Consider the following 26,098-nt stretch of genomic DNA (forward strand, 5'->3'; position numbering starts at 1 on the left):
CCCCCGGGGCCACCCCGGGTTTCGCGAAGAAGGGAGCGCAAGTCCAATGGCAAGACAGACCTGGATGGGATTGGGCGTGGCGGCGCTCGGCATGGCCCTCGTGCTGGGCGCGGAGCAGGGGGCCGCCCAGACGGAGCAGGACGGCGGCACGCAGTCGCAGGCCGAGACCGAGGCCCAACAGCGCCTGGAAGTGGCCCGGCTGCGCACGCAGGTGGCCCAGCTCCAGCAGCAACTCGCGAGGATGCGCGCCCAGCTCGCGCAGGCCCAGTCCAATGCGCCCGTGTCCTCCTCGGAGCAGGGCGTGGGCGGCAGCGGCCCGGGCGGCCCGGGCGGCACGGGCACGACCGGTGACGGCACGGGTCGGACCTCGGCCATCGGAAACCCCAATGCCGAGGCCCCCGAGGGCGCCACGGGCATCGGCTCCCCCACGAGCATCGGCTCCCCCACGGGCTCGGGGCCCTCGGCGGACGACTCGGGCTACGCCCTCGCCAATGTCCTGCATACCGGCCGTGTGCGCTCCGTGTCCGGCCAGCAGCTCGTCCTCGTGGAGGAAGGGGGCGTCTCCACCACCCTGCCCCTCGCGAGCAACGTCCAGGTCCTGCGCGGCAGACAGCGGGTGTCCCTGCAAAGCCTCGAGGAGGGAACGCGCGTGCGCACCTCCGCGAACCTGTCCTCCCCGGGCAACCCGGTGACGCGCATCGAGATCCTCCCCACCCGGTGAGCCGCTCCTCCGGGTTGGGGGTTCAGCCCTTCTCTCGCCGCCCCCTGCGCTTCCCGCGCCAGGGGGCTGTCCGTATTCGTGGGAAAAAGTAGGACAGTAGGCGCAACATGTTCTCTGATTTTTACGATAACTTCTTCAAAGCCGTTCACTTTTTCCAGACAGACGGGAGTCCTTCATGACGCTCATCGGCCGCAACTCCGCCTCCCCCTCCTCGCGCACGGCCCCGTCAGCGGCTCCCGCCGAGAAGCAGCCCGTGCCCACGCCAGGAGCGCTGGTGACGCCCCCGACGACGGAGGTGCGCGCTGACGGCTTCGAGAAGTCGGGCGCGGCACGTAGCGGGCCGGCGAACAAGCTGCTCGGCGGCATCTTCGGGGGCGGGGACAAGAAGTATGACGGGGTGCTGGTGGGGGCCAAGGGCGCGACGTTCCCGCCGGGCACGCCGCTGAACCAGGTGCCGGGCGTCACCCCGCGCAACAACGCCCAGCCGACCGAGACGCTCCTCTACGTCAACGGCATCAACAACAACAAGGACACGCAGTTCGCGAGCATGCAGAAGCTCGCGGATCGCACGGGCGCGAAGGTCATCGGCGTGCACAACGCCACCGAGGGCATGATCGCCGACCTGGCCCAGTGTGTGAATGACAAGCTGGACAAGGGCAAGAACCCGGCCGTGGACACGATGGCGGACACCGTCTACTCGGAGCTCAAGGCGGGCCGGGGCGTGCACCTGATGGCGCACAGCCAGGGCGCGCTCGTCACCAGCCGCGCCCTCAACGACGTGGCCAACCGCCTGCGCATCGAGGACGGACTGTCCTCGGCCCAGGTGGAGAAGGCGATGAGCAAGATCAAGGTGGAGACCTTCGGCGGCGCCGCGGCCCACTTCCCGGATGGCCCCCAGTACGTGCATTACGTGAACAAGAACGACATCGTGCCCACGTGGTTCGGCCAGGGAGACGGAGATGGCGTGGACGAGTGGGCGCGCGACGGGGGCAAGGGCGCCGTCATCCGCCGCTTCGAGCAGGGCTCGGGTATCGACGGGACGCACTCGTTCGACAACGTCTACCTGCAGCAACGCGTCCCCTTCGAGCAGGCGCGCGCGGGCCGTTAGTCACGAAAGGGTGCGTACAGCATGCTCCAATGGTTGATGTCCGCGGTGGGGCTCGGTCCGCCCCCACCCGCGAGTGGAGGCCCCCTGACGCGGGAGACGGCCGGCGAGCTGGTGCGCTGGTTCATGCGCACCCTGGGCGCCGCGCCCGGCCCCGGCCTCAACCCCCAGGGGTTCGGGGGCTTCGCCGTGGGCGGTGCCCAGGTGTACTTCGAGTACCACGAGGACCGTGGGGCGCTCGAGTGCAGCGCGCTCGTGTACCGCTTCAATGAGCCGCCCAGGCCGGGCGTCATCGAGGGCTTCGAGGCCGAGGCGCGCGAGGGCACGGACACGGGCGGTGGCTCGGTGGATTACGAGCGGGAGAATCGCGGCCTGTTCCTCAGCCGCGAGTACTCCGTGGTGCCCGAGGGCGCCGCCTTCGCCCGGGACATGAAGCGCCTGGCGAAGGCGAGCCTCGTGTGGGGCGACGAGGTGCTCGATCGCGTCGCCTCGCGCGTCTTCCACCCCGAGGAACTCGAGAAGCGCTGAGCCGGCCTGGGCTCCCCTCGCCGGGGGAGCCCGCCAGGCACGCCTTCCCGGGCTTCAATTCCTTTCAAATCATGCTCCAAAGCATCGCACTTTTCGACCAGGTCAGCTTCTTCCGGGCCGACGACCCGGCCGCCTTGCGCAACGCACTCGAGCAGGCGCTCACGGAGATCCGCGCCGCCACGCCTTGACGTCTACGTGCGCGGCCTCCGGGCGCTGGGGGCCGCGCGCTGCAGGGCCTCCTCGAAGGGGGCCTCCTCCAGATAGACGCGGATGAGCTCGCCCGTGCGGGAGAAGAACTTCACCATCTCGGCGGTGAAGTGCATGTACTTGCTGCGCGTGAGGATGCTCACGCTCTTGAGCGCCGAGCGGTGGGTGTTGAACCACTCGGTCCACGCCTCCTGCACGGGCAGCCTGGCCTCCGCCGAGTTCTCCATTTCGATGAACAGCTCGATGGGGGCGTAGCGGCTGATGTCCCCGCGCAGCTCGTCCATGGGGGTGGTGCCGAACTCGCCCCGGTCCTCCCCCACGATGCGGAGCACCACCACGCCCGGCCGTGGCCGCCAGTAGATGAACGTGCACCGCTCGCTCTTCAGCCAGACCTCTCCGCCCTCACGCTCTTCTCTCTGGAATGACATGTTGGTTCCCCTCGAGGCCTAACCCTTCCACACCACGCGTTCGTCCTCCACCACGCACCGGCCCTGGCTCGCGAGCAGCGCCAGGCCCCCCTGCAACACCGGCAGCACCGTGCGCGTGAGCCGCTGCACCCCGAAGAGCTTGCCCGTCGCGCGCAGCAGATCCTCCTGGCCGAGCGACAGCGCCTGTGACAGCACCCAGGCCGCCGCGTTGGCCACCTCCTCGGTGGGTAGTTGTGCCGCCTCGCGCTCGGGGTGCGCTCCCCGGAAGTCCGTGTAGCGCTCGGGGCCGTTGGCTCCCGACCAGAGGAAGTCTCCCCGTTCGATCACCGCCCCCCGCTTCGTCAGCTCCGCCACCTGCTCCTCGATGCGCTGGCGCACCCGCGGCGTCAGCTTCTGCAGCCCCCAGGACTCCAAGAGCCGCCGCGCGAGCAGCTCCTCGTGCACCGGCCCCTCCTGCTCCAACACCAGGTGGATCTGCTCGCGCAGGCGCGCGGAGGCCGTGGGCGCGAAGAAGTCCGTGCCGGCCTTCACCGGCGGCAGCTTCGTGGGCACGTAGGGCCGCACGGCCCGGGCCTCGTCCTGGAGCGCCAGTGGCTCGGGCGGAGCCTCCTCGGCGGGCGCCGCCTCGGTGACTGGCACGGGCGCGGGAGGCGGTGGCGCCGCGGGCTGGTTGCTGGCCTCCAACGCGTCCCGCACCGCCGTCCCGAGCGCCTTCACCTGGGCCTCGCGGTTCGTGGCCCAGTCGGAGGACCACACGCGGTGCAGCCGCCAGCCGAGCCCCTGGAGCACCTCCGCGCGCAGCCTGTCCCGGTCCCGCGCGCTCGCCGCCGAGCGGTAGTGCGGCCCATCACACTCCACTCCCAGCACGTACTCGCCCGGCCGCTCGGGGTGCGCCACCGCGAGGTCCACCCGGTAGCCCCCGCTGCCCACGTCCGCGTGCACCGTGTGGCCCAGGCCCCGCAGCGCCTCGGCCACCTCGGCTTCCAGCGCGCCCTCGGGCTTGCGCTCGGCCGCGTGGGCCACCGGGGCCGCCGCCTCGGCCGCCTTGCGCAGGAACTCGCGCAGGTGGCGCGCTCCCACGGCCGCCGTGCGCGTGAGATCGATCTGATCGTGCGTCAGCGTGGAGAACACCCGCAGGCAGCAGCGCGCGCGGGTGATGGCCACGTTCAGCCGCCGCTCTCCACCCGCGCGGCTCAGCGGGCCGAAGTGCATGCGCAGCTTGCCCGTGTCGTCCTTCGCGTAGCAGATGCTGAAGAAGATCTCGTCCCGCTCGTCGCCCTGCACGTTCTCCAGGTTCTTCACGAACACCGGCTCGGCCGAGCTGAAGTGGGGCTCGATCTCCGGGAAGCGTGCGCGCTCGGCGTCGAGCAGCTCCAGGATGAGCTGCTGCTGCACCACGCTGAAGGTGACCACCCCGAAGGTGCGCTCGTGCGGCGCATGGCGGCGCAGCGTCTGGACCAGCTCGTCCACCAGCACCCTGGCCTCGCGGGGATTGATGGCGGCCGTCTTGCCACTCGTGCGCGACTGGTAGACGCCGTCGGGCACGGGGTGCCACTTGACGCCCAGGTCCTCCACGCGCGCCCGGGCGGCGGGGAACACGTGCAGGCGGCCCTCGTAGTACTGCCGGTTGCTGAAGTCGATGAGGCTGTCGTGGCGGCTGCGGTAGTGCCAGCCGAGCATCTGTTGCGGCAACTGCTTGGCGAGCGCCTCCTCCAGGATGCTCTCCAGCTCCAGCACGTCGTTCTCGTCGGGGACGGCCTCGGTGTCCTCGCCGCGGGTGAAGAACGTGGTGGGGGGGAGCTGCTTCGAGTCGCCCACCACGATGACCTGATCGGCCCGGGCGATGGCGCCGATGGCGTCATGGGTGCCGATCTGCGACGCCTCGTCGAAGACGAGCAGGTCGAAGCGCCGCCCGTCCGCCGGGAGGTACTGGGCGACGGACAGGGGGCTCATGAGGAAGCAGGGCTTGAGCCGCCGCGAGAGCTGGGGAATGGAGGCGAGCAGCTTGCGCAGCGCCATGTGCCGCGCCTTCTTGCGCAGCTCGCGGGCGAGGATGCCGGGCTCGGAGCTGTCGGCGGCGGCGGCGAGCCCCGTGGGCAGCTTCTGCTCCAGCGAGGCGATGACATGCTGGCGTGAGAGCGACACGTGCTCCCCATCGAGCCGGCGGAAGCGCTCGATGCGCCCCGAGTGGGTACTGCCCTCGAAGTCGCGCAGCACGGGCTCCGCGTCGCGCAGCGCCCGCGTCCAGGCCGAGAGCACCGCGCGCTCGAAGGTGCGCTCCAGGGTGTCGGCGGGCAGGCCCTGGTCCTCCATCGCGTCCACGAACCGTCCATGGCCGAGCGTCCGGAGCTTCTCGGCCTGGGCCTGGTACAGGCACCAGGGCCGCAGGCCGCGCAGGCCCGACTTCCACGCGTCCACCTGCTGGCGGAGCGACTCGCGATGGCGGGGCGAGGTGAGGGGCTCCCAGGGGCGCGCCTGGAGCAGTCCGGCGAGGGCTTCCTCGGCCTGGGCGAGCCTCCCCAGGGCGGTGCGCAGCGCCAGGGCCTGGGCGGCCAGCACCTCGCGCGACGCCGCGTCCGAGGGCAGTTGCACGCGCTTCACGCCCAGGGCCTCGCGCAGGGCGCGTACCTGGAGCACGCGCTGGTCGAGGGTCTCGAGCGCCTCGGGGCGGTCCATGAACTCGGGGGGCACGCCGCTCAGGGTGCCCGAGAGCGAACGGGCCTGGGCGGCGAGCACCGGCCGGCTCTCCACGACCTTCAGGGCGGTGGACAGGTCCTTTTCGATCTCCGGGTTGCCGGGCAGGCCGCGCGTGGCGAGCGCCGCCAGTTGCTTGCGCGCGCTCCACAGGAAGAAGAGGGCGAAGAGGAAGAAGGCCCGGGCCCACTTGAGGAAGAGGGCGTGCAGGGAGGGCAGCTCCAGGGTGAACAGCTCGGGCTTCCACCGGGCGGCGAGCTGGCTCTCGCGCGACGACTGCTCGCGCAGGGCGAGGGCGTGCTCCTGGGTGCGCCGCGCCACCTCGGGCCAGGCGTCATCGAGCAGGGCCACGGCGGGCACGGGCCCACTGGCGAGCACCTCGGCCAGCTCGAGCAGCGGACGCAGCGCCTGGGTGGAGGCGGGCACCTCGAGGGCCAGGCTGGCGGCGAGCGGCGCGGCCGTCTTCTCCACGCCGTCGAGCGCGGCTCGGGCCTCGTCCAGGGCGCGCTCGAGCTGCTCCTCCAGAGCGTTGGACCAGGTGAGGCCGCGCACGGCGCCCCACGGGTGCTCCCCGAGTGCCTGCACGGCGCGCAGCGTGCTCGCCAGGGACTCCACCTCGGCGCGGGCCTCGCGGAAGCGCGCCTCGGTCAGCTCCTGGGGGGCGGGCAGGGACAGGCGCACCTCGGGGGCATCGCGCAGGAAGAGCAGCCGGCTGGTGGCGCCATAGAGGCTCAGGCCAAGCGGCCAGGGGTGGTGCAGCGCGCGCACGTAGGCGTTGAGGTCCTCGCGCGTGGTGGAGAGCTCGCGCGAGCGTGCCTGCCAGGGAGGCTCGGGCGTGCGCCGGGTGCGCTCGTAGGCGCGGCCGAAGGAGGCGAGCACCTCCTTCTTGTTGCTCTTGTGGCTGTGCAGCTCCAGGCAGAAGTCGCCGAGTCCCACGTCCTCGAGGCGGCGGTGGACGACGTCCAGGGCGGCCATCTTCTCGGAGACGAAGAGGACGCTCTTGCCCCGGGCGAGCGCGGCGGCGATGAGGTTGGTGATGGTCTGCGACTTGCCCGTGCCGGGCGGGCCCTGGAGCACGAAGGAGCGTCCCGAGAGCGCCGAGGCCACGGCGGCCATCTGCGTGGAGTCCGCGTTGACGACGCAGGGCAGCTCGGCGGCGGGCAGCTCGGTGTCGAGCAGCTCGGGGTGGAACTCGCGCCCCTGCACTGGCGGAGCCGAGGTGCCCGCGGCGGCGATGTGGCGCACGAGCGGGTTGGAGAGCAGGACGGACTCGTTGTCCTCCAGGTCCTTCCACATGAGGAACTTGGTGAAGGTGAAGAGGCCCACGTGCGCCTCGTCCAGCACCTCCCAGCCGGGCCGGCTCTGGATGGCCGAGCGCATGGCGCGCAGCATGCCCGCCACGTCCAGGCCCTTCTCGTCGGGCTCGAGCTGGGTGAGGAAGCTCGCGTCGAGGCCGAAGTCACGCCGCAGCTTCTCCGCGAGCGTCACGTTGCCCAGCGGCTCCTCCGGCAGGCGCAAGAGGCCCAGCCGCTGGCGATCGCGGTCGAGCCGGAAGGCCACGGGGTAGAGCAGCAGCGGAGCGAGCCGCGGCGTCGGATCTCCCTCCGCCAGCCAGCGCAGCATGCCGATGCCCAGGTAGAGCGTCTGCGCTCCACCTTCCTCCAGGTCCGTGCGCGCGGTGCGGTCCAGGTTGCGCGCGCGGTTCCACAGCTCGGCCTCGCGCAGCGGCGAGTGGAGCCGCCCCTTGCCCAGATCCTCCAGGCGGCGCGCGGCGACTTCCTCCTCGGTGCCCCGGACGCGCTGCAACTTCGCCGTGCGTCCGTCCCGGGGGTCCTCCTCGGGGGCGGGCAGCAGCTCGTAGGGCTCGCCGCTGGAGAACAGGTCCTCGAAGCTCGCGAGGTCCGGCACGTGCAGCGGCAGGGCGCCCTGGGTGTCGAGCCGGAAGTTGAGCAGCTTGTTGCGCAGGGTGAGGTCGAGCAGCTTCTCCTTCCACTTGCTGAAGCGCGAGACGACCTGGGCGGAGGCGGGCTTGTCCTCGGTGACGGGGGGCGTGGTGGCGGCGCGCTCGAGCAGGGTGCGGATGCGGGCGTGGGCCTCCCCGGGGGAGGTCGCGAGCTGGGACGCGGGGGTCTCCATGACGCGCAGGGGCAGGGGCCGGTAGCGGTCCAGCCGGAGCACCCGCACGTCGAGCGCGGCGGTGAAGCGCGCGTCGTCCTGGAGGTGCTCCCTGGCCACGGTGATGGCCTGGTCGAGCATGGGCCGGCCCGCGTCCACGGCCGTGGAGGAGTCGAAGGGCAGGAGGTGGCCGAGCGCGATGAGGTTGCGCAGGCGCGCGGCGTCCTCGACGAGGCCCTCGGGGAAGCGCTCGTCGATGAGCCACACCGCGGGAAAGGCATGACCCTCGATGAGGACGAGCAGCGGGTGCAGGCCCATGGCCTCGAGCGCCGAGGCGAAGAAGAGCGTCAGGTCCAGGCAGCACCCCGCGCGCTCGCGCAGGAGCTGATCCGGCAGGCGCACCTTCTGGCCCCGCTCCTCGAAGCTCGGGGGACTCTCCCGGTAGCCGAGCCCCAGGGCCTGCACCGCCTCGTAGAGGGCCGCCACCTGGGTGTGCACGTGCAGGGGGTCTCGCTTCTGGTAGCCACACAGGGCGCCGTCGCCCACCGCCTGTTCGAGCAGCCGCCGCACGTCTTGGAGCAGCTCGGGGATGACGGGGTGGTTGGGCGTGACGAAGGAGGCCAGCAGCCCCAACGGCGCGCGTGCCCCGGGCCAGTGGTTGTAGGGCAGCACCTCCACGTCCGACGCGCCCTCGGCGAGCGTCGTGTCCTCCCGGCGCAGCGTCCAGCGCAGTTGGGCGCGCTCGGTCTCGATGACGGAGCGCAGCCGCCCCGGGGGCGGGCGGGGATCCACCACCCCGAGGTTCGTCTCCTCTCCCGCGGGCAGCGGGGGGACGGGTACCCGGAGGGGCTCGCCCAGGTCCGGCTCCAGCCGCACCTCGAGCATGGTGGGGCCGAGCGCCGTGTCGCTCGTGTTGCGCAGGAGCACGTCCCGGATGAGCGGCACGCCGCTCTGCTCCATGGCGAAGGTGAGCGTGGGCGCGGTGAGCAGTTCGACCTGGACCGGGGACGGCGTCGGGGCGGGTGCGGAAGTCGACATGTGGGGCGATCATGCCATGTCGGCATCGCCCGTCACGGGACTCCCCCTGGGACTTCAGCGTCCGTCCAAGAGCCCCATCCGGTCCTTGAGGCGCAGCACCCGCCGTACCGCGGCGTCCAGGCGTCCGAGCCGCTCCTCGTCCGTCCCCACCAGCTCCGTGAGGATGCCGAAGTAGTCCAGGCCGCCGGACCAGTCGGGGGGCTCGGTGGTGAGGATGAGATCGTTGCCCGCGAGGAAGGCGCGCCGCACCACCTCCTCGCGGGTGGTGCCCAGGTGCGCGGCGAGGGCCTGGATGGCCACGTCGTCCGTCACCGAGAGGCCACCGCCCTCGTGGGCCAGCGCGACGAGCGAGGGCTCGAGGATGGCGGGGGCCGGGCCGAACGCGGTGTAGACGATGTTCGACAGCATCACCCCGCCGAGGAACCGGTCCGCGGCGCGGAACGCCGAGGCCTCGCGGCGCACACGCTCCTGGCTCCAGTCGGCGAGGGCGTGCACATGGTCTGAGTCCGCGTCGAGGTCCCCATAGCCCGGGAAGTGCTTGCCGATGGAGACCACGCCGGCGCGGGCGAGGCCGCGGGCGAAGGCGGTGGCCTTGCGCTGGACGACCTCGGGCTCGCCGGAGAAGGCGCGCCCGTTGCGGAACATGTGCCCGGAGGGGGCCACGTCGAACACGGGGGCCAGGTTCATATTGAGGCCCACCTGGCGCATGACCTCGCCCACGCGCCGGCCCCAGTCCTCCACCTGGGCGTCCTCCAGGGAGGCCATGTCCCGAGCCAGGGGAAGCTCCTTGAGCGAGGCGTGCCGGGAGAGGCGGTTGAAGCCGCCGCCCTCGATGTCCACGGCGAAGAAGGGAGGCACGCGGGCGCGCTCCCGGGACGAGCGGATGCGCTCCCGGGCCGAGTCGGGCTTGCGCAGGGTGCCGCCCACGAACAGCACGCCGCCCACCTCGACGGGGGTGTCCTTGCCCACCTGGGGGTAGGCGAGGAGCAACTGCCCCACCTTGTCCCGGAGCGACAGGGAGCCGAGCACGCGCTCCACGCGGGCCTCATCGGGCGCGCGCTCGGGGAAGGCGGGGGGGCGAGGGGGCGTGGCTCCGGCGCCGGTGGCCAGGAACAGGGTGAGCAGGAGGGCCGGGACGGCGGGCATCGGGGACGGGGATAGTCCAGGAGCGCGGGTTCGGGCAATCCAGGGCGAGGCGGGGCCTGGATGGGTGCTCGCTCCTCGTTCAGGGGTCGGCGAGCGCGTCATAGCCCCGGCCGTGGAACTCCAGGAGACAGAAGCCATGGCCGAAGGGGTCCGCGAGGTTGGCCATGCGGCCCCAGGGAAACGCCTGGATGCCGGTGTCGACGGTGGCTCCGGCGGCCTGGGCGCGGAGCACGGCGGCGTCGAGGTCGGTGACGGTGAAGTCCAGGTGGACGGGGGTCCAGTGCCGGCGGTAGTCGCGCGGGGAGGAAGCGCCCGGGTGGGGTGGGCTTCCGGAGGGCCTGGCGAGCAGATCGATGGGGGAGGAGGCCCCGAGCAGCTCGGCCCAGTCGGAGCCCTGGCGGCGGCCCGGCGTCAGACCGAGGGCCTGGGTGTAGAAGGCGAGGGCCCGGTCGAGATCGGCGACATCGATGCAGACACGCAGTGGGAGCATGGTCGTGGGCGGGGAGGGTGCACTGCCTTCAGGGCCTGGGCAATCTCCGGAGCCTTTACTTGACCGCTGCCTCGGCCGTGATTTCACCCGAAGCGGAAGAGGTTACCGAACATGCGCCATCCATTCTGGAAGTCCGCTCTGGTGGGAGTTTCATTCATTGCCCTGGTTTCGTTGTCTCCTGGGACGGGACATGCTGCGGGCGGTGACAAGACGCTGGATGACCTCCGGGAGATTGGTCGGTTATACGCGGATTTGGAATATGAGCAGGCTTTCGTCCAGCTCCAGCGTGCCCGGAGCCTCGCCCGGGATGTGAATGGGAAGGTGGCGCTGTCGCTCTACGAAGGAATCCTGTGGTGCGAGATGGGGAACTTCGTCTTGGGACAGGTGTCGTTCCGCGAAGCACTCCTGGTGCGGCCCGACGTGAAGCTGCCCATGAAGGTCGCCCCCAAGGTCGAGAAGTCCTTCGAGGCCACGCGATTGGCGGTCGCCCACGAGAAGGCCCTGCTTGCCGCGTTGCGTGAACCCGCCGCGGTGGAAGAGCCACCCGCGCCACGAGCGCGCGGGGCACCTGCTCAGGCGGAGGATACGAAAAAGGCCGCTGCTCAGGCCGTCAATCAGAGTGCGGCTCCTGTCCCCGTGGCCTCCGCGCCACCGCCGCCGACGTCCGCTCCCGTGGAGACCACTTCCCAGCAACCCAGCGAGGAGGTCGCGGTTGATGTCGCCTCCGAGCGGGCTGCTCTCATGAAACGCCTGGGCAGTGTTTCCGAGCGGTTTCGCGACATGAATTCCGTTCTGCCGCTCAGTGCGCTTCAGCAACTCAGTGCCATTGGGCGGCAAATCAGGGCCGCCACCTCCAGGGCGGAGTTCCTGGCGGCCTCTTCCGCCATTGATGCATGGGCAATGCGGAACCTGGGCAGCGCCCAGTCGACTCCGTGACTCTTGCCCATGAGGATAGGAGCCTCCGGCTCCACCTTCGCGCTCTTTGCTTGAGCCTGTCTTCGTCCGTGTGCTTAGGTGGGTGAAAGAGGTCACCGAACATGCGCCACCCATTCTGGAAGTCCGTTCTGGTTGGATTTCCATGTGTTGCCTTTGTCCTGCTGTCCCCCGGGGTGGGGCATGCGGAGGCTGACGAGGAGATCTGGGGAGCCGTTCACGAAATCGCCCAGTTCTACTCGAAACTCGAGTATGAGCAGGCTTTCGGTCTGATCCAGAAGGCCCGGCGCCTTCCCCATGGAGTGGACGGGGAAGTGACGCTGTTGCTTTATGAGGGAATCCTGTTGTGCGAGATGGGCCGCTTCGAACCCGCACGAACGGCGTTCCACGAGGCGCTCCTGCTGCGGCCCGACGTGGAGCTTCCCGAGAACGTTGCTCCCAAGGTCGAAAAGGAGTTCGAGGTCATCCAGAAGCGGATTGCCCGCGAGAAGTCACTTCTTCTGCGGGAGCGCATGACTGTCTCGTCCCCGCTCCGGCAGGAGTCCGTGCCCCTCCCGCCGAGCACTCCTCGCGCGGATGCCCCTTCAAGGGAGGTCCGCGAGGCCGAGGCGCGACCCGCCACTGCTTCCGCTCGTGACTCTCTCCTGGCGAGGTTGCTCCAGCTCAGGGAGCGGTTGCTCAAGGCGAATGGTTCTTCCACGCTCGTTCCGCTCCGGGAACTGGTGGGCATCGCTCGACAGATCAGGACCGCTGGTACCGAGAAGGATCTTCAAGCGGCCGCTCAGTCCATAGATGCCTGGGAGCAACAGTACGCGCAGCCGTGATGGTTCGAAGCTGACCTGGCTCTTTACTTGATCTCTTTTCCACCCATGGTTCCACTCGGGGCGAAAGAGGTCAGCGAACATGAAACACTCGTCGCGGAACGTTGCCTGGCTCGGAGTTCCTCTTGTTGTCCTGGGCCTGCTGCTGCCCCGGACGGGTCATGCCTCGGACGAAGGTGAAGTGCGGGCCGTCATCGTCGCGATCAGCCGTCTCTACGAGGAATTCGAGTACGAGAGGGCCTTGGCGATGCTTCAGCTTGCCCGGAGCCTGCCTCGCGGACCGGAGGATGAATCAGCATTGTCCCTTTACGAGGGAATTTTGCTGTGTGAGACAGGGCAGTTCGCGAAGGGCGAGACCGCCTTCCGGACGGCGTTGTTGATGAAACCCGGCGTGAGCCTTCCCGTGCGGGTCGCGCCCAAGATTGATGCGCTCTTCGGCTCCATCAGGCAGGAACTGGCGCTCAAGACCTCGCCCTCCATCGTGGTGTTGGCGGAGGGGAGCCCACCACTCCAGCGCGAACAGGTCCCCCAGGCCTCATCTCCAGGGGATGCGGCTCATTCGCCTGCGCCAATAGAACCGGATGTTCCTCTAGTGGTCCCTGTTCCTTCAGGCGTTGCCCAGCTCGCCAGGAGTGACGTGGGTCGGGTGGTGGCGAAGTCTCCCGTCAGCACGGGACTCGTGCCTGCCTCGGGACGTCCATTGACGGATTCAGGCGAGAGTCCCGCGAGCGGAACGGTTCGAAAGCTCTCGCTCATTCCCACCGTGGCCGGAGTGCTCCTTGTGGGCGCGGGGGCTGTTTCATGGTCGGTTTCGCAGCACCGCCTGGAGCAGTTGCGTAATGGTGATTCCAGCCTTCATTCGAGTGTGGATGTCCAGAACGTCGTCTCATCAGGACGCTCGATGCAAACACTGAGCAGCGTGCTTTTCGGGGCGAGTGCCCTGGCGTTTGTCTCCGCGGCGGGCATGATCCTCTGGGGCGAGCCTGCTCCCAAGCCTCTATCTCTTGGGCTGAGCGTAGACGGGTCTTCCGCTTTTGTTCAGGGGAGGTGGCCGTGAAGAGTTCGCGGATGCTTTGGGTGCTGCTTGGTCTCTTGTTGCTTGCCCCTGGATTGGGCTGCGTGGATTTCGAGCAGGAGGGGGTGGGCTTCTGCGAGAAGCGGCCTGGCCAGTGCGTTCCTTCCATCGAGGATGTTGTTCAGGAGTCCGCTCAGCCGTCCGGTCATATCTCCTTTCGTGTCACGGCGAAGGACGGAGCAGCCGAACGGCTCGCATTCAAATGGGAGGCTAGCATCGGAACCCTGGAGACGGTTAGGACTACGAGTACCTCCAGTGTGGTGCTCTGGAAATCTCCCGCATGTTTGCCAATGATTCAGCCAGGAACTGTTTCCGTTTCCGTTGAGAACAGTCATGGTGAGGTATCGAAGGAATTCAAGGTGTCAGTTGCGGCTTGCCCGAAGCCGACGCCGACATTTCCGCTCACGCCCACGCCGTCGATCTCTTCCCTTGGACACCACTCGTTGGCGTTGTCGAGCATCGGTTTGATCCTCCGGGCATGGGGCGCCAACGAATCTGGCCAACTGGGCGACGGTACGGTCCAGGGTCGCACCTCGCCCTGGATGCTTTCCATTCCGGGGAAAGTAGCTGCCATCTCTTCGGGCTATGGTCACTCGCTTGCATTGCGCGATGATGGGACAGTTTGGGCTTGGGGGAGCAACGACTACGGGCAGTTGGGACTCGGCGGAGGTGGGGCGCAAACCATGCCAGTGCAGATTCCCGCTTTGGGAGAGATCGTCTCCCTGTCCGCAGGGGCGTCTCACTCGTTGGCCCTGGGACAAAACGGGACTGTCTGGGCCTGGGGGAGCAACGATTACGGTCAGTTGGGTGATGGCGCACTTACCATCAGACAGAGCCCTATGGTGGTCAATTTGAGAAATAATGTTTCGGGTATTGCTTCTTTGGCAGCGGGATGGTCTTACTCCATGGCGCTCTGTTACAATGGAGATGTTTGGGTGTGGGGCTATGATTTTAGCAGAATGTCACCCACGCCATCCGGTTCTCATTTCCCAGATAAAGTGTACGGTTTGCCCGGGATCGTCGCAATCGCCGCTGGACGGCGTCATGCATTGGCGCTGAGCTTTGACGGGACAGTTTGGGCTTGGGGGAACAATGATTCTGGCCAGTTGGGTCTTGGGGGGCACGGCTTTCAGTCTTCGCCAAAGCGGATTCCGGGACTTAGCAAAATCCGCGCGATCGCCGCGGGTTCTGATTTCTCAATAGCCTTGGGGTCCCAGGGAGAGGTCTGGGCCTGGGGGCTCAATGTTTCTGGTCAGATGGGGGATGGAACGACGTCACCTCGGGATGTTCCCGCCAAGGTACCTGGTTTGGCCCCTGTTTCTTTTGTCGCCGCTGGCGAGCGCCATGTGTCGGCCATGAACTCTAACGGAGTTTTCTGGACTTGGGGTGACGACGGCGTCGGGGGAGTCAGACTTTCCCCAGAGCGGGTTTCAATTCCATGAATTGAAGTGTTTGCCCTGCTTCGTGGCCGTGCTCGTGTCTGGCGGCCATTACCTGTTTTCCCTTGCAACATCTGCTGGCACCCGATTTCTCTACTTGAGCGCAACTCATGCCGTGTGCTTAGGTTGAGAAAACGAGGTCACCCCACATGCGCCACTCCTTCTGGAAGTCCTTTCTGGTTGGATTTCCATGTCTTGCCCTGGTCGTGCTGCCCCCCGCGGTAGGTCACGCGGAGGAGGACGACAGAATCTGGGACGCCGTCCTCAAGATCAGCCAGCTCTACGAGAAACTCGAGTATGAGCAGGCTTTCGCCACGATCCAGGGAGCACGGCGTCTGCCTCGGAGCGTGGAGGGCGAGGTGACGCTGTCGCTGTATGAGGGGGTCATCTTGTGTGAGATGGGTCTCCTGGCTCCTTCACGGGCGGCGTTCCGTGAAGCACTCTTGATGCGGCCCGACGTGGATCTTCCCGAGGACGTTGCCCCCAAGGTTGCTCTCTTCTTCGAGGCCATCCGGCTGGAGGTCGTCGGGAAGACGGTTGTTCCTCCGGCTCCGAGTAAACCGGCTCTCGAGGATGAGGAGTCCGCGGAAGAGGAGGAGGAGACCGAGGAGGAGGAGGAGGACGATCTCGTTCAGGCGGATGGCGAGGCGGGGGCCGCTCCCATCTCGGAGAAGCGCACCGTTCCAGCCGTGCCGGAGGCGCGGACGCCTGTCTCCGTGGAGTCCGCCGCGCCGCCGGTCTCTACTTCTCCGAGGAACGTCTCCTCGCAGCCCTAGACGAGAGCGGACCTCGGCGTCGAGTGAAGGTGTGCTCCCCATGAGGGGCACTGGCTCCGCTCGAGCGGCCTAATCGAGGAAGTTGAACTTGAGGAGATAGGGCTTGTTGGGTTCGATCTCGACCTCGAACTTCTTCTCCCCGGACTCCTCGTTGACGAGCCTCACGTTGTGGCGCCCCGCGGGCAGTTCGAGGGGCGCCAGGGGCGTTTCCCCCACCTTCTTCCCGTCCACGTAGACGACGGCGTAGGGTCGGATGCGGAGCTCCAGGATGCCCTTCGCGGTGGACTTCGCGCGAGGCGCGGCGCGCTTGGGGTCCTGCGCCGCTGGCTTCGCGGGGGCGGGGACTGTCTTCTCCGCGATCGGCTCCGGAGTCGCGGGAGTGGGCTCCGCCTCCGGCTCCGGGCTCACGAGCTTCGCTTGCTCCTCGGGAGGCGCGGCCACCTGGGGTTCGGGGGGAGGGGTGGGGCGCTGCTCGGCCGGTGCATCCTGGGTTCCAGCGGGTGGGGCCTCCGCCACGGCCGGTGCTGGGTTGTTCCCGGCACCGGGTGACTCCGTCGGGGGCTCGGCCTGTCGCGGAGGCGTCGTTTCCGCAGCGGGGGGGACTTCGGGACGCGAGGCCACGGCGGGCGGCCCCTGCCGCTCGGGAGCGGAGCTCGTCTTCACGAGCAGGACGCCCCCTCCGCCGAGCAGCAGCGCGGCCACGCACACTCCCAGGACCCATCGGCCCGCCCCGTGGGACTTGTCGGGCGCCGTCTCCCGCCGTGCCTCCACTGCCTTGGATGCGGAGGGCTTCGCCACCGGGAGCGGCTGCACCGGGGAGCGCAGCGGGCGGGGGGTCTGGACCTTCGTCGTCTGGGAATCGGGCGCCTGCTTCGCGGTCACCGGCGCGGGGGCCGCCGCGTGGATCCTCGTCCCGGAGGGCAGGTGCTCCGAGGGCGGCGTGATGGCCGCGAGCAGGGACGCCTCGAGGGAACTCGGCCGGGGAGTCTCCATCCGGGTGGGGATGGACCGGGGCGACTGCATCGTGGGCTCGATGTCGGAGGTGTCGTGGTCGAGGCCCAGCCGGGCGGGGTGGGGCGTGTGGGTCGGCGTGCCGGGCGCCTGGGGCCCATTCGGGGTCGGGGTGGCCAGTGGAACCGAGGGCAGTTCAGTGCTCAAGACCTGGGTGATGAGCTGGGCCACCTGCTGCGCCGTCACGGGCTTGCCCGCCGAGAGGATGTAGTCCTCCAGGTCCGACTGGAACGCGAGGCAGTCCGGATAGCGCTGTTCGCGCTCCTTCGAGAGCGCCCGGGAGAGGATGTGGCGCAGGGCCTCGGGCAGGTCCGGCCGGTGCGTGGTCACGGGCACCGCGGGCTCGAAGAGGATGGATTGCATCAGGCCGACATCGGAGGTCGACTGGTGGGGCTTGCGCGCCGTGAGCAGCTCGTAGAGCACCACCCCGAGCGCGTACACGTCCACGCGCCGGTCCAGCTCCTCGGCGCGCAGTTGCTCGGGCGGCATGTACGAGATCTTCCCCTTGATGACGCCGCTGGCCGTGCGGTGCCCCTGGTCCGCCGCCTTGGCGATGCCGAAGTCCACCACCTTCGCCGCCCCCTGCCGCGTCAGCAGGATGTTGTCCGGGCTGATGTCGCGGTGGATGAGCCCCAGGGGCTTGCCCGTGTCCGGGTCGATGAAGTCGTGGGCGAAGGCGAGTCCCTCGCACGCGTGGGAGACCATGCGCGCGCACAGCGTGGTGGGCAGCGGCAGGCCCTGGGCCGCGGCGCGCTTGATGAGCGTGCGCAGGCTGGGCCCGTCGATGTACTCCATGGCGAGGAAGTACGCGCCGTCCGCCTCGCCGAAGTCGAAGATCTGCACGATGTGCGGGTGCGTGAGCCGGGCGGCGAGCATGGCCTCGGAGAGGAACATCTCCACGAAGGTGGGCTCCTCGGCCAGGTGGGGCAGGATGCGCTTGAGCACCAGGGTCTTCTCGAAGCCTCGCGGACCCGCGGCCTTGGCGAGGTACACCTCGGCCATGCCGCCCGTGGCGAGCTTGCGGACCAACTGGTACTTGCCAACCTGTTGCATCACGAGCGCACTCCCCTCCGCCACATCCGGTCTGGCGGCCCGCGGAGCATCACGGAGTGTCGTCCGTGCCGCGTGCGGATGGGACGAATGAATAGCAGGCGGCGCCGCTCTTGTCGTTTTCCGGCTGGAGCGGAGGGCGGTGGGGCGGGGGCTCCTGTGCCGTGTTTCCTCCACTTCCAGACCCTTCGGGACTCCCTCCCGGGTCCGCGCCGGCCGGGACGCCCCGTTGGGGGGCATTCCAGGGCCGGCGCGGCCGGGGAAGGAGGCTGCTACGGCAGGGAGATGGTCTCGACGCTCGAGCCCGCGTGGTCGATGATGTCCTGCCAGTCGGTGCGCATCGGGCGCCACCGCTTCGCGAGGAAGAGCTCCGTCTGGTCGCTGTAGTGGGGCGACTGGGAGTTCTCGGACTCGCCATACGAGAGCAGGCCCTCGGCGTGCACGCCGTTCTCGGTGTACTCCAGGGCCATGAGGAAGCTGGTGCCCAGGCTGACGACGTAGCCCTCGGTGGTCAGGCCCGTCGAGCGGTTGATCACCGTGCCCTGGGGGGCCCGGGGTTCCTGCGACAGCATGGAGCCGTTGCGGCCGACGATGTTCGCCGTCCCCTCGATGTCATGGCCTCCGTGGAGGGGGATGCGCCTGCCTCCGCGCGGAGCGTTCTGCACCCGGCCGAGCGGCACGTCGAGCGCGAGGTTCGCCTTCTCCAGGATGCGCACCGCCCGGCCCAGCCGCGTGAGGAGCGGATCCTCCCCGGTGGCGGGCGCGGGCCGCAGCCCCGCGGGGGTGGTGAGGGGGTGGGCCGGATCGAACGGCGTGGCGAACAGCGCCCCGGCGTCGAGCGTCTGCGAGAAGGAGAAGGTGCCGAGGAACTCGCGCCAGAGCACCGCGCCGGTGCTGCCCAGGTCGAAGCGCCCCTCCCAGCCGGCCAGCGTGGCGCAGGCGCGCGTCAGGTCCACGGTCTGGCCCTCGACGGTGGCCGAGGGATGGGCCTGGCAGCGGGCGGCGAGCTCCTCGCGCAGCAGCTCCGCGGTGAAGGCGCGATTGCCGAGGATGGCCTCCTTCAGCTCCGGCTGGGTGAACTTCCCATCCGCGCCCGAGGCACCTCCCTCGCGCACCTCGGTGAGCAGCGTGAGGTTCATGCGCGTGCGCGGCGCCTGGGCCGTGCGCTCGATGCCCTGCAGTGGGGAGAAGCCTTCCAGCGGGACCGCCGGGTTGGTGAGCCAATGGCTGTCATTGGAGTTGAAGACGAAGTCGTCGCGCGACAACTGGGGCGAGCGCGCGAAGGGAATGACTCCGGGCTGGGCGGCGCCGGCCTCGACGAGCCACTCGTTGGAGGGATCCGAGCCATCCAGCAGCACCGCGCCCGTGCTCTGGTAGACGAGCGCCGCCGGGGTGTTGCCCGCGCTCACCTGCTGCTGCCAGCGGGTGAGGGACTCGGCGCTGAGGTTGGGCGTGCGCGACGAGTCCGTGAACCAGGTGTGGCCCTGGCGATCCACGCTCATGGTGTTGACCCAGGGCAGGCTTTGATAGGTGGCGTGGGCCTGCTGGAGCGCTTGCAGCGAGTCGGCCTGGGCCATGGCCAGGTACTGCGCCACCATCGAGCCATTGTCGCGGTTGGCATCCCGGTAGGAGATGGCGAACTGCGGGTTCCACTCGAGCCCCTCGAGGGAGAGGATGGGGCCGTAGTGGCTGCTGTAGGTGGTGCGCGTCACGTCCACGAGCGAGCCGTCCGGCTGCTGCACCTTCACGGTGATGGTCTTGGCGACCATCTCGCGCTCCTCGTTGCCGTAGTAGTAGCGGGTGGGCTTGCCGGGCACGAGCGGCAGCAGGTAGAGGTTGAAGCGCTGGCCCGAGGAGAAGGTGTGGGTCCACGCCACGTTCGGGTTGAAGCCGATGAGGATGCCCGGAACGCCCAGCAGCGAGGCGCCGTAGACATCGAGCGTGCCCGGGACGCTCAGGTGGCTCTCCCACAGCCGCAGCTCACCCTCCCAGGGGAAGTGCGGGTTGGCGACGAGCATGCCGCGGCCGCTCTGCGTGCGCTCGCGTCCCAGGGCCCAGCCATTGCTGCCGAAGTCCTTGCCCTTGGTGAGCGCCAGGGAGTCGAGGGCCGGGGGCGGAGTCTGGCTCGGGGTGGTGGTGCCGGGCGGCTGCGCGGCGGCGATGCCGGGCAGGAGCTGGAGGCCGCTGGCGAGCATCCCCAGCGTCAGGTGATGCGCCATCAACTCCGTCTCGGTGATGGGAGCGACCCACGGCGCGCCGTGGCACCAGCCCGGCACGTTCGCCGGACCCACGCGCGCCAGGTAGTGGTTGTAGCCGGCCACGAAGCCACCGAGCAGCTCCCGCACGGGCTGCGGTTGCTGGGGCAGCAGCAGCTCGGCCCGGCCCAGCGGATCCAGCAACCGGTGGGCGATGTCGATGCCGACGAACTCCGCACCCCGGTAGCGCGCCTGTTCGCCGCGCAGCCGGAGCACGGCTTCCGCGAGGCCACACGCCTGGTCCTGGGCGAAGGCATAGCCCTGACCAAAGGCCACGCTGGCCAGGTTGTCGGCGCGGATGTGGGGCACGCCATATTCGGTGCGATAGATGGTCGCCTGGTAGCGGGGGGCTGGCGGCTGCTGGGGTTCGGGCTCGGGCGGGGGCTCGGGCGGGATTTCCTCGCAGCCTGTGGCGAGCAGCAGGGCCAACACGGAGAGCCAGCGCGTGGCGCGGGGGGTGAAGCGGTTCGTTTCGGACATGGAGCAACCAGATGAAGGGGGATGGCACATCAGTCCACGCGGCGAACACCTGACCGGCCCGGTGCCCGGTTTGCGAATGGACCGGCGCGCGAGTGTACACGACCTGCTGTCATCCGTACGCCGGCACGCCAGCCGCCCCCACACACTCGTGGTGAGGTGCCCGCTCGTGAATGCGCCTTGCACGACGCGTCGCGGTGTACCAGGCCGTGCGACCCCGTTTCTTTACATCAGACCTCGTCGAACCGCCCACCCACGATGCCGGTTCGCTCCAGCGCTTCCTTGATCTCCCCTTCGACGATGATCGGCGGGTGCCAGCCCCAGAGCCGGAACACGCGAGCATCACCCACCTTCGTCTTGTCTATACGCAGGCCGGAAACGGAGTGGTATTCGCCCACTCGATCCAGCCGCCCATCCGCTGGAGTGTAGAGTTGCACTTCCTCGCATGCCGCGTCGTCGATACACCGAACCGTCTGCGCGACATTCAGCAAGAAGAAGGTTTCGGCCTGCCCCTGCACCTCGACTGGGAAGAGTTGGACGTCCCGGGATGCCATCTCCTGGAACACAGACGAAACCCGTGCGCTGACAATAGGCGTTCCGGCAACTGTCGTTTTATCGAAGTCTAGCGGTTTGCCAGGACGGGAAAGGGGGACTCGAAGAGGTCCAGGGGGCGCGACTGGCCTCCCGGTGATGAACTCCCAGATGTCAGGGACCTCCTGCCCAGCCAGATTCGTTGGCTCAGTGAGATACCAACGCCCCGGTACGTAGACGTCGATATTCAGATCAAAGAAGCGCCGTTCCATGATGTCGCCCTTTTGGACTCTTCGTGATGAGTTTACGCAGCCTGGTACCCTCTGTTGTGAGGTATTGCGCAGCCTTCACCAACTCTTCAACCAATCCGAAAGGGTAGGGGCGTTCTTCGATTCCTCGATGAGTCGCGGGAATCCCTGTCCAAGGTTCCACACGGAGCCAGTGCCGAGATACGCGATATCATCTGATGTCAGGAAGGAAGCGTCGCCCACCAGAGGATCAGCTCCACGACCACGAGCAGCGCGACCGCCGCCAGCGCCAGCATCCACGGGCGGATTCGTCTCGGAGGAGTGTGGGCCTCAGCGACGGCTCTCGCGGCGGAGCGGACCTTCAGGGACAAGGGCGCGGGGGGAATCACCGGGCGGCTGTGCACGGGGGCCTCTCCGAAAGGCTCCTCGGGGGCCCGTGTCTCCTGGGTCCGGGGCGCGACCATCGTCTCGTTCGTCGAGTCCTCTCCCAGGGCGACCCGGGGGCCGGGCTCGTGGATCCCCGTGGGCAGGGGAGGGAGTTCCGGGAGTGCGTCGCCAGCCGTCGCGCCGGGGCGCGGCACGAGCCCTGGAATCTCGGGGGCGGGCCTGGGGTGGACCGCGGTGTCGAGCCGGGGGTACTGCGGCAGTTCGGGCTCGGCGTCGAGCTGGGTGATGAGCTGGGCGAGGTGCTGCGCCGTCACCGGCTTGCCGGACTCGACGATGAACTCCTCCAGGTCCGCCTGGAAGGCGACACAGTCCTGGTAGCGCAGCCCGGGGTCTCGAGCGAGCGCCTGGTCGAGGATGCGCCGCAGGGGCTCGGGGAGATCGGGCCGGAATGTCACCGCGGGGGTGGGCGGGTCCTGGAGAATGGCGCGCATGAGATCGGCCCGGGCCTTCGTCTCGTAGGGCCGGTGTCCCGTGAGCAGCTCATAGAGCACCACCCCGAGCGCGTACACGTCCGCGCGCCGGTCCAGGGTCTCTCCCCGGAGCTGCTCGGGCGCCATGTACGCGAGCTTGCCCCGGATGAGCCCCACCTGTGTCTGGTGGTTCTGCCCGGCGGCCTTGGCGATGCCGAAGTCCACCACCTTCACCTCGCCCTGGTGCGACAGCAGCAGGTTGTCCGGACTGACGTCCCGGTGGATGAGGTGCAGGGGCCTCCGCGTCTCTGGATCCTTGAATCCGTGGGCGAAGGCGAGCCCCTCGCAGGCGTGGGAGATGATGCGGGCGCACAGGGTGAACGGCAGTGCCTGCTGTCGCTGTGCGGCCTTCTTGATGAGCTCGCCGACGCTGGGCCCGTCGATGTACTCCATGGCGAGGAAGTACGCGCCGTCCGCCTCGCCGAAGTCGAAGATCTGCGCGATGTGCGAATGGGTGAGCCGGGCGGCGAGCTTCGCCTCGGAGAGGAACATCTTCACGAAGGAAGGCTCCTCGGCGAGCTGGGGCAGGATGCGCTTGAGCACCAGGGTCTTCTCGAAGCCCATGGGCCCGGCGGCCTTGGCGAGATACACCTCGGCCATGCCTCCCGTGGCGAGCTTGCGGATGAGCTGGTACTTGCCGACCTGCTGCTTCACGCGCTGAGTCCCTCGTTTCCGTTCCCGCGGAGAAGCCTCGTGGATATCAGTCCCGTGGCGCCTTGTCGTCGCCGGCTCGCCGGACTACTCCTGCTGGGCGGCGCGCTTCGGCAGGCGCCCGGCGTTGTCCGGCACGGGATCCACGGAGCCCGCGACCGGAGGCGCGCGGGGAGGGGTGCTCCGGGGCACCGGCTTGTCCTGCCCCAAGAGCTTCGCGAGCGCCTGCCGGGCCTCGTCCGAGCGCGGGTGGAGGGCCACGGCGCGCTCGAGCCAGCGCCGCTGCTGCTCGCGCCGTCCCACGCGGCCCTGGATCGTGGCGATCTGTAGCATCTCCTCCACGTAGTCCGGGTGGGTCGACACGCCCGCCGTGGTCGCCTCCAACGTGGGCCAGAGCGTCTCGGGGCGGGCCACCTCGTCCAGTCGGACGCGCAGCAACTCGGGCACCTGCGAGCGCCGCCAATCCTGCTCGTAGCGCCGCGCGTCCTCGCGCAGGGACTCGGTGAAGCGCAGCGGCGCGGGGCAGTCCACCCGCTCGCACGCGGCGACATAGGCGTTGAAGAAGGCGAGTGGGCCCCGCCGGGGGTAGTCGCGCAGTGCCTGGGCTCCCTCCACCTGCTCCAGCGTGCGGGCCATGTGCGCGCCCACGCGGATGAGGAGCGAGTCCGCGAGAGGTTGATGGCCCGCGCGTACGCGCACCATCGCCTCCTGGGGGTTCTCGGAGATGCGCGCGCGGTCGAGCAGCGTGCCCATCTGGGTGAAGGCCGTGCTCAGGTCACCCGGCTCGGGGAGGACGCCAGGCCCGTGCGTCGCCCACTGGTGGTAGGCGAGCCCGTAGGAGAAGAGCCGCGCGAGGCCCTCGTGCACCACGGCATCCACGGGGTCGGCCAGCGCGGCCTCGCGGCGTACCTGCCCGTCCTCCAGTAGCGTCTCGAGGATGCGGCTGGACACACGCCGCAGCCGCTTCGCGTCGTTCTCCAGGTTGGTGGCGAGCGCGAGCACGACGTCCTCGGCGGGGAGCAGCACCAGCAGGGTGCTCGTCTCGGGCTGCCCGCCGGCGTGCGTCACCGTGTAGTGGCCGCGCAGCGGGTAGGTGGCGAAGCCCATGCCGTAGTCGGTGAGCTGGCCCTCGCGGGTGCTCATGGACGTCTGCATGAGGCGCGCGGTGTCCGCCGTGACGAGCTTGTGTTGGAGCATGGCCTGCCCGAAGGCGAGCAGATCCTCCACCGAGGCGCGCGTGCCTCCGCCGGCGAAGCGGCTGGAGACATCCAGGTACTGCGAGGGCAGGAGCTGCCGCTTCTCCAGGCGGTAGCCCACGGCGTGCTGCCGGTCGCGCGTGCGGTAGTCGTCCATGGCCGCGTGGCGCATGCCGGCGGGCTCGAAGACGTGCTCGCGCAGGTAGTCGCCATAGCCCTGGCCCGAGGCCGACTCCACGGCGGCGCCGAGCAGGTTGTAGCCCCAGGTGGTGTAGACGAACTTCGTGCCGGGCTCGGCCACCAGGGGCTTCTGGACGAAGAGCGCGAGGGCTCCCGCGGTGTCCAGGTGGCGCACGTTGTTGGATGCCTCGGGCCCGTCGTAGTTCGGCACGCCGCCCAGGTGTCCGAGCAGCTCGCGCACGGTGACGGGCCACTCCTTCGGAGGGACGGTCGGCACGAGCGACTGGAGCTCCGCGTCGAGCCCGAGCTTGCCCTGCTGGGCGAGCTGGAGCACGGCCACGGCGGTGAAGGACTTGGTGATGGACGCCATCCGGTAGGTCGTCCGGGGCGTGGCGGGCAGCCGGTGGGCCAGGTCCCTCCACCCATAGCCCCGTGTCCAGCGCTTGCCCTCGTGCAGCACGCCCACCGACAGCCCCGCGTGGGGGCCGCGGGCGAGCTCGGCGCGCACCAGTTCATCCAGCGCGCGTTGGATGTCCTCGGAGAAGGGCGGTGCCGGGGGAAGGATGGATTCGGCGGCGGGCTCGGCGGACGCACGGGCCACGCGAGGGGCCACGCGGGGAGCCGCCTGGGCCGGGACGCTCAGCAGCAGCAGCGCGGTGAGCAACGTCTTCTTCATGGGAGGCTCTCCGTGGTGTGCTCTGAAGAGGGCTGCTCTGAAGGGCGCTCCGGGGCCGTGCCCGCGTCCACCCAGGCGTGCAGGAGCGCGTCGGTGAGGAGCTGTCCGAGCAGGTCCAACCCCTTGCCTCGCGGGTGGACGAGGTCGTCGTGGACGAGCCCGGCCTGGGCGAAGCGCGAGATGGAGCCCGAGCCGCCCATGGCGGAGAACATGTCGAAGAAGGCACAGCCCTCGCCGAGGGCGATCTTCCGCTCCAGGGTGATGACCTCGTCCAGGAAGGGCCGCTGCACGAGCCGCTGGGGGCCGGTGCCTCCGCGCACCGCGTCGATGGGGCCGACCACGAGACAGGCCGCCTCCGGCACGGCGGCGCGCGAGCGGCGCACCAGGGTGCGCAGACCCGCCTCGACCTCGTCGAGCTCCGAGCGGCGCCACTCCAGGCGCTTGGCCTCGTTGCCGCCGAGGATGAAGAGCAGCAGGCGCGGGGCGCGCTCGGCGAGCTGGGCGCGGAAGAGGTCCTCGCGCGCGCGCAGGAAGAGGTTCGCGTCCGCGGAGGGCACGCCCAGCGTGTCGAGCACGATGCCGGGGCGGGAGTGCTGCAGGACGAGCCCCTGCACCACGGCGCCTCCGCCCTCGGCGACCAGCTCCAGGGAGCGCGCGCCCTCGGGGAGCCGGAAGCGCAGGGAGTGGGCCTCACCGGTGCCCAGGGGCAGGGTGGTGGTGAGGGGCTGGCCATCGACGTGGACGTACAGCGGGCCGCTGCCGGGCGCATCGAACCACCACAGGGTGGCCTGGGCCTCACCCTCCAGCGCGAAGCGGCTCCGAGCCTTGGACTCGGCCTGGTGGTACACGCCGCTGATGCCGAAGGGCAGCTCCGCGAGCTTCATCTCCCCGAGCGTGCGCGGCTCCCACCCTCCCTGGGCGAAGCCCGAGCGGACGCGGGGCCCATAGGGCGCGAGTCGATCCGCGAGCAGCACGCCCCGGCCCGCGTCGCCGAAGGTGGCGTGCAGCTCCTCGCGCAGGATGTCGACGATGCGGTCTCCGGCGATGAGCGAGTTGCCGAACGCGGCGATGACGGTGGGGGCGGAGGCGGTGCCCGTGGCGAGGGCGTTGAGCGACTCGAAGAAGGGGGCGAGGGCGGTGCGCTCGCAGGTGCCGTCCGCCGGGGTGACGCAGGGGTTCTCCAGCCGCGGCGGCCGGGTGCCGAGCTTCTTGCCGAGCGCGGCCAGTTGGAGCGCGCGGGGCGAGGGCTTGGGCAGCGCGGGCGCCCAGGCGAGCACGCCCACGAGAAGGGGGACGAGCGGGAGGAGCCTCCACCGCTGGTCACGGGATGCGTCGATCATTCGGGCGCGAACTCTAGACGAAAGCCCCGGGCCGACACAGGAAGCGGCCA

At 69.3% G+C, this 26,098-nt stretch carries 17 protein-coding genes and 1 pseudogene; 8 read left to right on the top strand and 10 right to left on the bottom strand.

What is annotated here, in order from left to right; genetic code table 11:
• Positions 1-46: 46 nt before the first annotated feature.
• The 3 genes from CYFUS_RS01725 to CYFUS_RS01735 all read left to right on the top strand — a co-directional run bounded on the left by CYFUS_RS01725 (position 47) and on the right by CYFUS_RS01735 (position 2,354).
• Entirely contained in the window at positions 47-721 is a 675-nt protein-coding gene (locus CYFUS_RS01725) for a hypothetical protein (protein WP_157758174.1), read from the top strand.
• Between the two features lie 175 nt (positions 722-896).
• Positions 897-1,829, top strand: a complete 933-nt coding sequence (locus CYFUS_RS01730; protein ID WP_095983627.1) for a hypothetical protein — start codon at positions 897-899, stop codon at positions 1,827-1,829.
• 21 nt (positions 1,830-1,850) lie between these two features.
• Entirely contained in the window at positions 1,851-2,354 is a 504-nt protein-coding gene (locus CYFUS_RS01735) for a hypothetical protein (protein WP_095983628.1), read from the top strand.
• Between the two features lie 191 nt (positions 2,355-2,545).
• Here the strand turns inward: CYFUS_RS01735 and CYFUS_RS01740 are convergent, their stop codons facing one another.
• The 4 genes from CYFUS_RS01740 to CYFUS_RS01755 all read right to left on the bottom strand — a co-directional run bounded on the left by CYFUS_RS01740 (position 2,546) and on the right by CYFUS_RS01755 (position 10,472).
• Positions 2,546-2,989 carry a hypothetical protein gene (locus CYFUS_RS01740; protein ID WP_095983629.1) on the bottom strand — a complete coding sequence of 148 codons (444 nt, stop codon included), beginning with the start codon at positions 2,987-2,989 and terminating at the stop codon, positions 2,546-2,548.
• A gap of 18 nt (positions 2,990-3,007) precedes the next feature.
• Positions 3,008-8,836, bottom strand: coding sequence for a DUF3320 domain-containing protein (locus tag CYFUS_RS53750; protein WP_095983630.1), 5,829 nt, complete (start codon positions 8,834-8,836; stop codon positions 3,008-3,010).
• Between the two features lie 54 nt (positions 8,837-8,890).
• Positions 8,891-9,982 carry a glycoside hydrolase family 3 N-terminal domain-containing protein gene (locus tag CYFUS_RS01750; protein ID WP_095983631.1) on the bottom strand — a complete coding sequence of 364 codons (1,092 nt, stop codon included), beginning with the start codon at positions 9,980-9,982 and terminating at the stop codon, positions 8,891-8,893.
• A 79-nt stretch (positions 9,983-10,061) separates the two neighbouring features.
• Positions 10,062-10,472 carry a VOC family protein gene (locus CYFUS_RS01755; protein WP_095983632.1) on the bottom strand — a complete coding sequence of 137 codons (411 nt, stop codon included), beginning with the start codon at positions 10,470-10,472 and terminating at the stop codon, positions 10,062-10,064.
• A 111-nt stretch (positions 10,473-10,583) separates the two neighbouring features.
• On the opposite strand from CYFUS_RS01755, the gene CYFUS_RS01760 reads away from it, so the two are divergent.
• The 5 genes from CYFUS_RS01760 (at position 10,584) to CYFUS_RS01780 (ending at position 15,516) form a co-directional block, all read left to right on the top strand.
• Positions 10,584-11,408 (top strand): hypothetical protein, encoded by an 825-nt coding sequence (locus tag CYFUS_RS01760; RefSeq protein WP_157758175.1) that lies wholly within the window; start codon positions 10,584-10,586, stop codon positions 11,406-11,408.
• Between the two features lie 311 nt (positions 11,409-11,719).
• Positions 11,720-12,229 (top strand): hypothetical protein, encoded by a 510-nt coding sequence (locus CYFUS_RS01765; RefSeq protein ID WP_198316429.1) that lies wholly within the window; start codon positions 11,720-11,722, stop codon positions 12,227-12,229.
• Positions 12,230-12,308: 79 nt separating this feature from the next.
• Positions 12,309-13,283: a hypothetical protein gene (locus CYFUS_RS01770; protein ID WP_157758176.1), complete on the top strand. Its 975-nt coding sequence runs from the start codon at positions 12,309-12,311 to the stop codon at positions 13,281-13,283.
• Complete coding sequence (locus CYFUS_RS01775) at positions 13,280-14,743, top strand: RCC1 domain-containing protein (RefSeq protein WP_157758177.1); 1,464 nt, start codon at positions 13,280-13,282, stop codon at positions 14,741-14,743. Before CYFUS_RS01770 ends, CYFUS_RS01775 begins: the two co-directional genes overlap by 4 nt.
• 146 nt (positions 14,744-14,889) lie before the next feature.
• Positions 14,890-15,516 carry a hypothetical protein gene (locus CYFUS_RS01780; RefSeq protein WP_095983637.1) on the top strand — a complete coding sequence of 209 codons (627 nt, stop codon included), beginning with the start codon at positions 14,890-14,892 and terminating at the stop codon, positions 15,514-15,516.
• 69 nt (positions 15,517-15,585) lie between these two features.
• Here the strand turns inward: CYFUS_RS01780 and CYFUS_RS01785 are convergent, their stop codons facing one another.
• From CYFUS_RS01785 to CYFUS_RS01810, 6 genes and pseudogenes are all read right to left on the bottom strand, one after another.
• Complete coding sequence (locus CYFUS_RS01785; protein ID WP_095983638.1) at positions 15,586-17,580, bottom strand: serine/threonine-protein kinase; 1,995 nt, start codon at positions 17,578-17,580, stop codon at positions 15,586-15,588.
• A gap of 269 nt (positions 17,581-17,849) precedes the next feature.
• A complete protein-coding gene (locus CYFUS_RS01790) occupies positions 17,850-20,312 on the bottom strand; it encodes an acylase (protein ID WP_095983639.1) in 2,463 nt (820 codons plus the stop codon).
• A 227-nt stretch (positions 20,313-20,539) separates the two neighbouring features.
• Entirely contained in the window at positions 20,540-21,112 is a 573-nt protein-coding gene (locus CYFUS_RS01795) for an imm11 family protein (RefSeq protein WP_095983640.1), read from the bottom strand.
• A gap of 641 nt (positions 21,113-21,753) precedes the next feature.
• A pseudogene (locus CYFUS_RS52235) lies at positions 21,754-22,659 on the bottom strand (serine/threonine protein kinase); the annotation flags it as partial.
• Positions 22,660-22,743: 84 nt separating this feature from the next.
• A complete protein-coding gene (locus CYFUS_RS01805) occupies positions 22,744-24,708 on the bottom strand; it encodes a serine hydrolase domain-containing protein (protein WP_095983642.1) in 1,965 nt (654 codons plus the stop codon).
• The gene (locus CYFUS_RS01810) at positions 24,705-26,048 is read right to left on the bottom strand and encodes a GDSL-type esterase/lipase family protein (protein ID WP_095983643.1); all 1,344 of its coding nucleotides are present in this window, start codon (positions 26,046-26,048) and stop codon (positions 24,705-24,707) included. Before CYFUS_RS01810 ends, CYFUS_RS01805 begins: the two co-directional genes overlap by 4 nt.
• Between the last annotated feature and the right edge of the window lie 50 nt (positions 26,049-26,098).

This window comes from Cystobacter fuscus, assembly GCF_002305875.1.
In the GTDB taxonomy this organism is placed as follows: Bacteria; Myxococcota; Myxococcia; order Myxococcales; family Myxococcaceae; genus Cystobacter; species Cystobacter fuscus_A.

Bases quoted from the DNA above. Each gene is read 5' to 3' on its own strand.
- CYFUS_RS01785 (WP_095983638.1), bottom strand. From the start codon at position 17,580: ATGCAACAGGTTGGCAAGTACCAGTTGGTCCGCAAGCTCGCCACGGGC.
- CYFUS_RS01750 (WP_095983631.1), bottom strand. From the start codon at position 9,982: ATGCCCGCCGTCCCGGCCCTCCTGCTCACCCTGTTCCTGGCCACCGGC.
- CYFUS_RS01760 (WP_157758175.1), top strand. From the start codon at position 10,584: ATGCGCCATCCATTCTGGAAGTCCGCTCTGGTGGGAGTTTCATTCATT.
- CYFUS_RS01770 (WP_157758176.1), top strand. From the start codon at position 12,309: ATGAAACACTCGTCGCGGAACGTTGCCTGGCTCGGAGTTCCTCTTGTT.
- CYFUS_RS01810 (WP_095983643.1), bottom strand. From the start codon at position 26,048: ATGATCGACGCATCCCGTGACCAGCGGTGGAGGCTCCTCCCGCTCGTC.
- CYFUS_RS01740 (WP_095983629.1), bottom strand. From the start codon at position 2,989: ATGTCATTCCAGAGAGAAGAGCGTGAGGGCGGAGAGGTCTGGCTGAAG.
- CYFUS_RS53750 (WP_095983630.1), bottom strand. From the start codon at position 8,836: ATGTCGACTTCCGCACCCGCCCCGACGCCGTCCCCGGTCCAGGTCGAA.
- CYFUS_RS01795 (WP_095983640.1), bottom strand. From the start codon at position 21,112: ATGGAACGGCGCTTCTTTGATCTGAATATCGACGTCTACGTACCGGGG.
- CYFUS_RS01730 (WP_095983627.1), top strand. From the start codon at position 897: ATGACGCTCATCGGCCGCAACTCCGCCTCCCCCTCCTCGCGCACGGCC.
- CYFUS_RS01755 (WP_095983632.1), bottom strand. From the start codon at position 10,472: ATGCTCCCACTGCGTGTCTGCATCGATGTCGCCGATCTCGACCGGGCC.
- CYFUS_RS01805 (WP_095983642.1), bottom strand. From the start codon at position 24,708: ATGAAGAAGACGTTGCTCACCGCGCTGCTGCTGCTGAGCGTCCCGGCC.
- CYFUS_RS01735 (WP_095983628.1), top strand. From the start codon at position 1,851: ATGCTCCAATGGTTGATGTCCGCGGTGGGGCTCGGTCCGCCCCCACCC.
- CYFUS_RS01790 (WP_095983639.1), bottom strand. From the start codon at position 20,312: ATGTCCGAAACGAACCGCTTCACCCCCCGCGCCACGCGCTGGCTCTCC.
- CYFUS_RS01725 (WP_157758174.1), top strand. From the start codon at position 47: ATGGCAAGACAGACCTGGATGGGATTGGGCGTGGCGGCGCTCGGCATG.
- CYFUS_RS01780 (WP_095983637.1), top strand. From the start codon at position 14,890: ATGCGCCACTCCTTCTGGAAGTCCTTTCTGGTTGGATTTCCATGTCTT.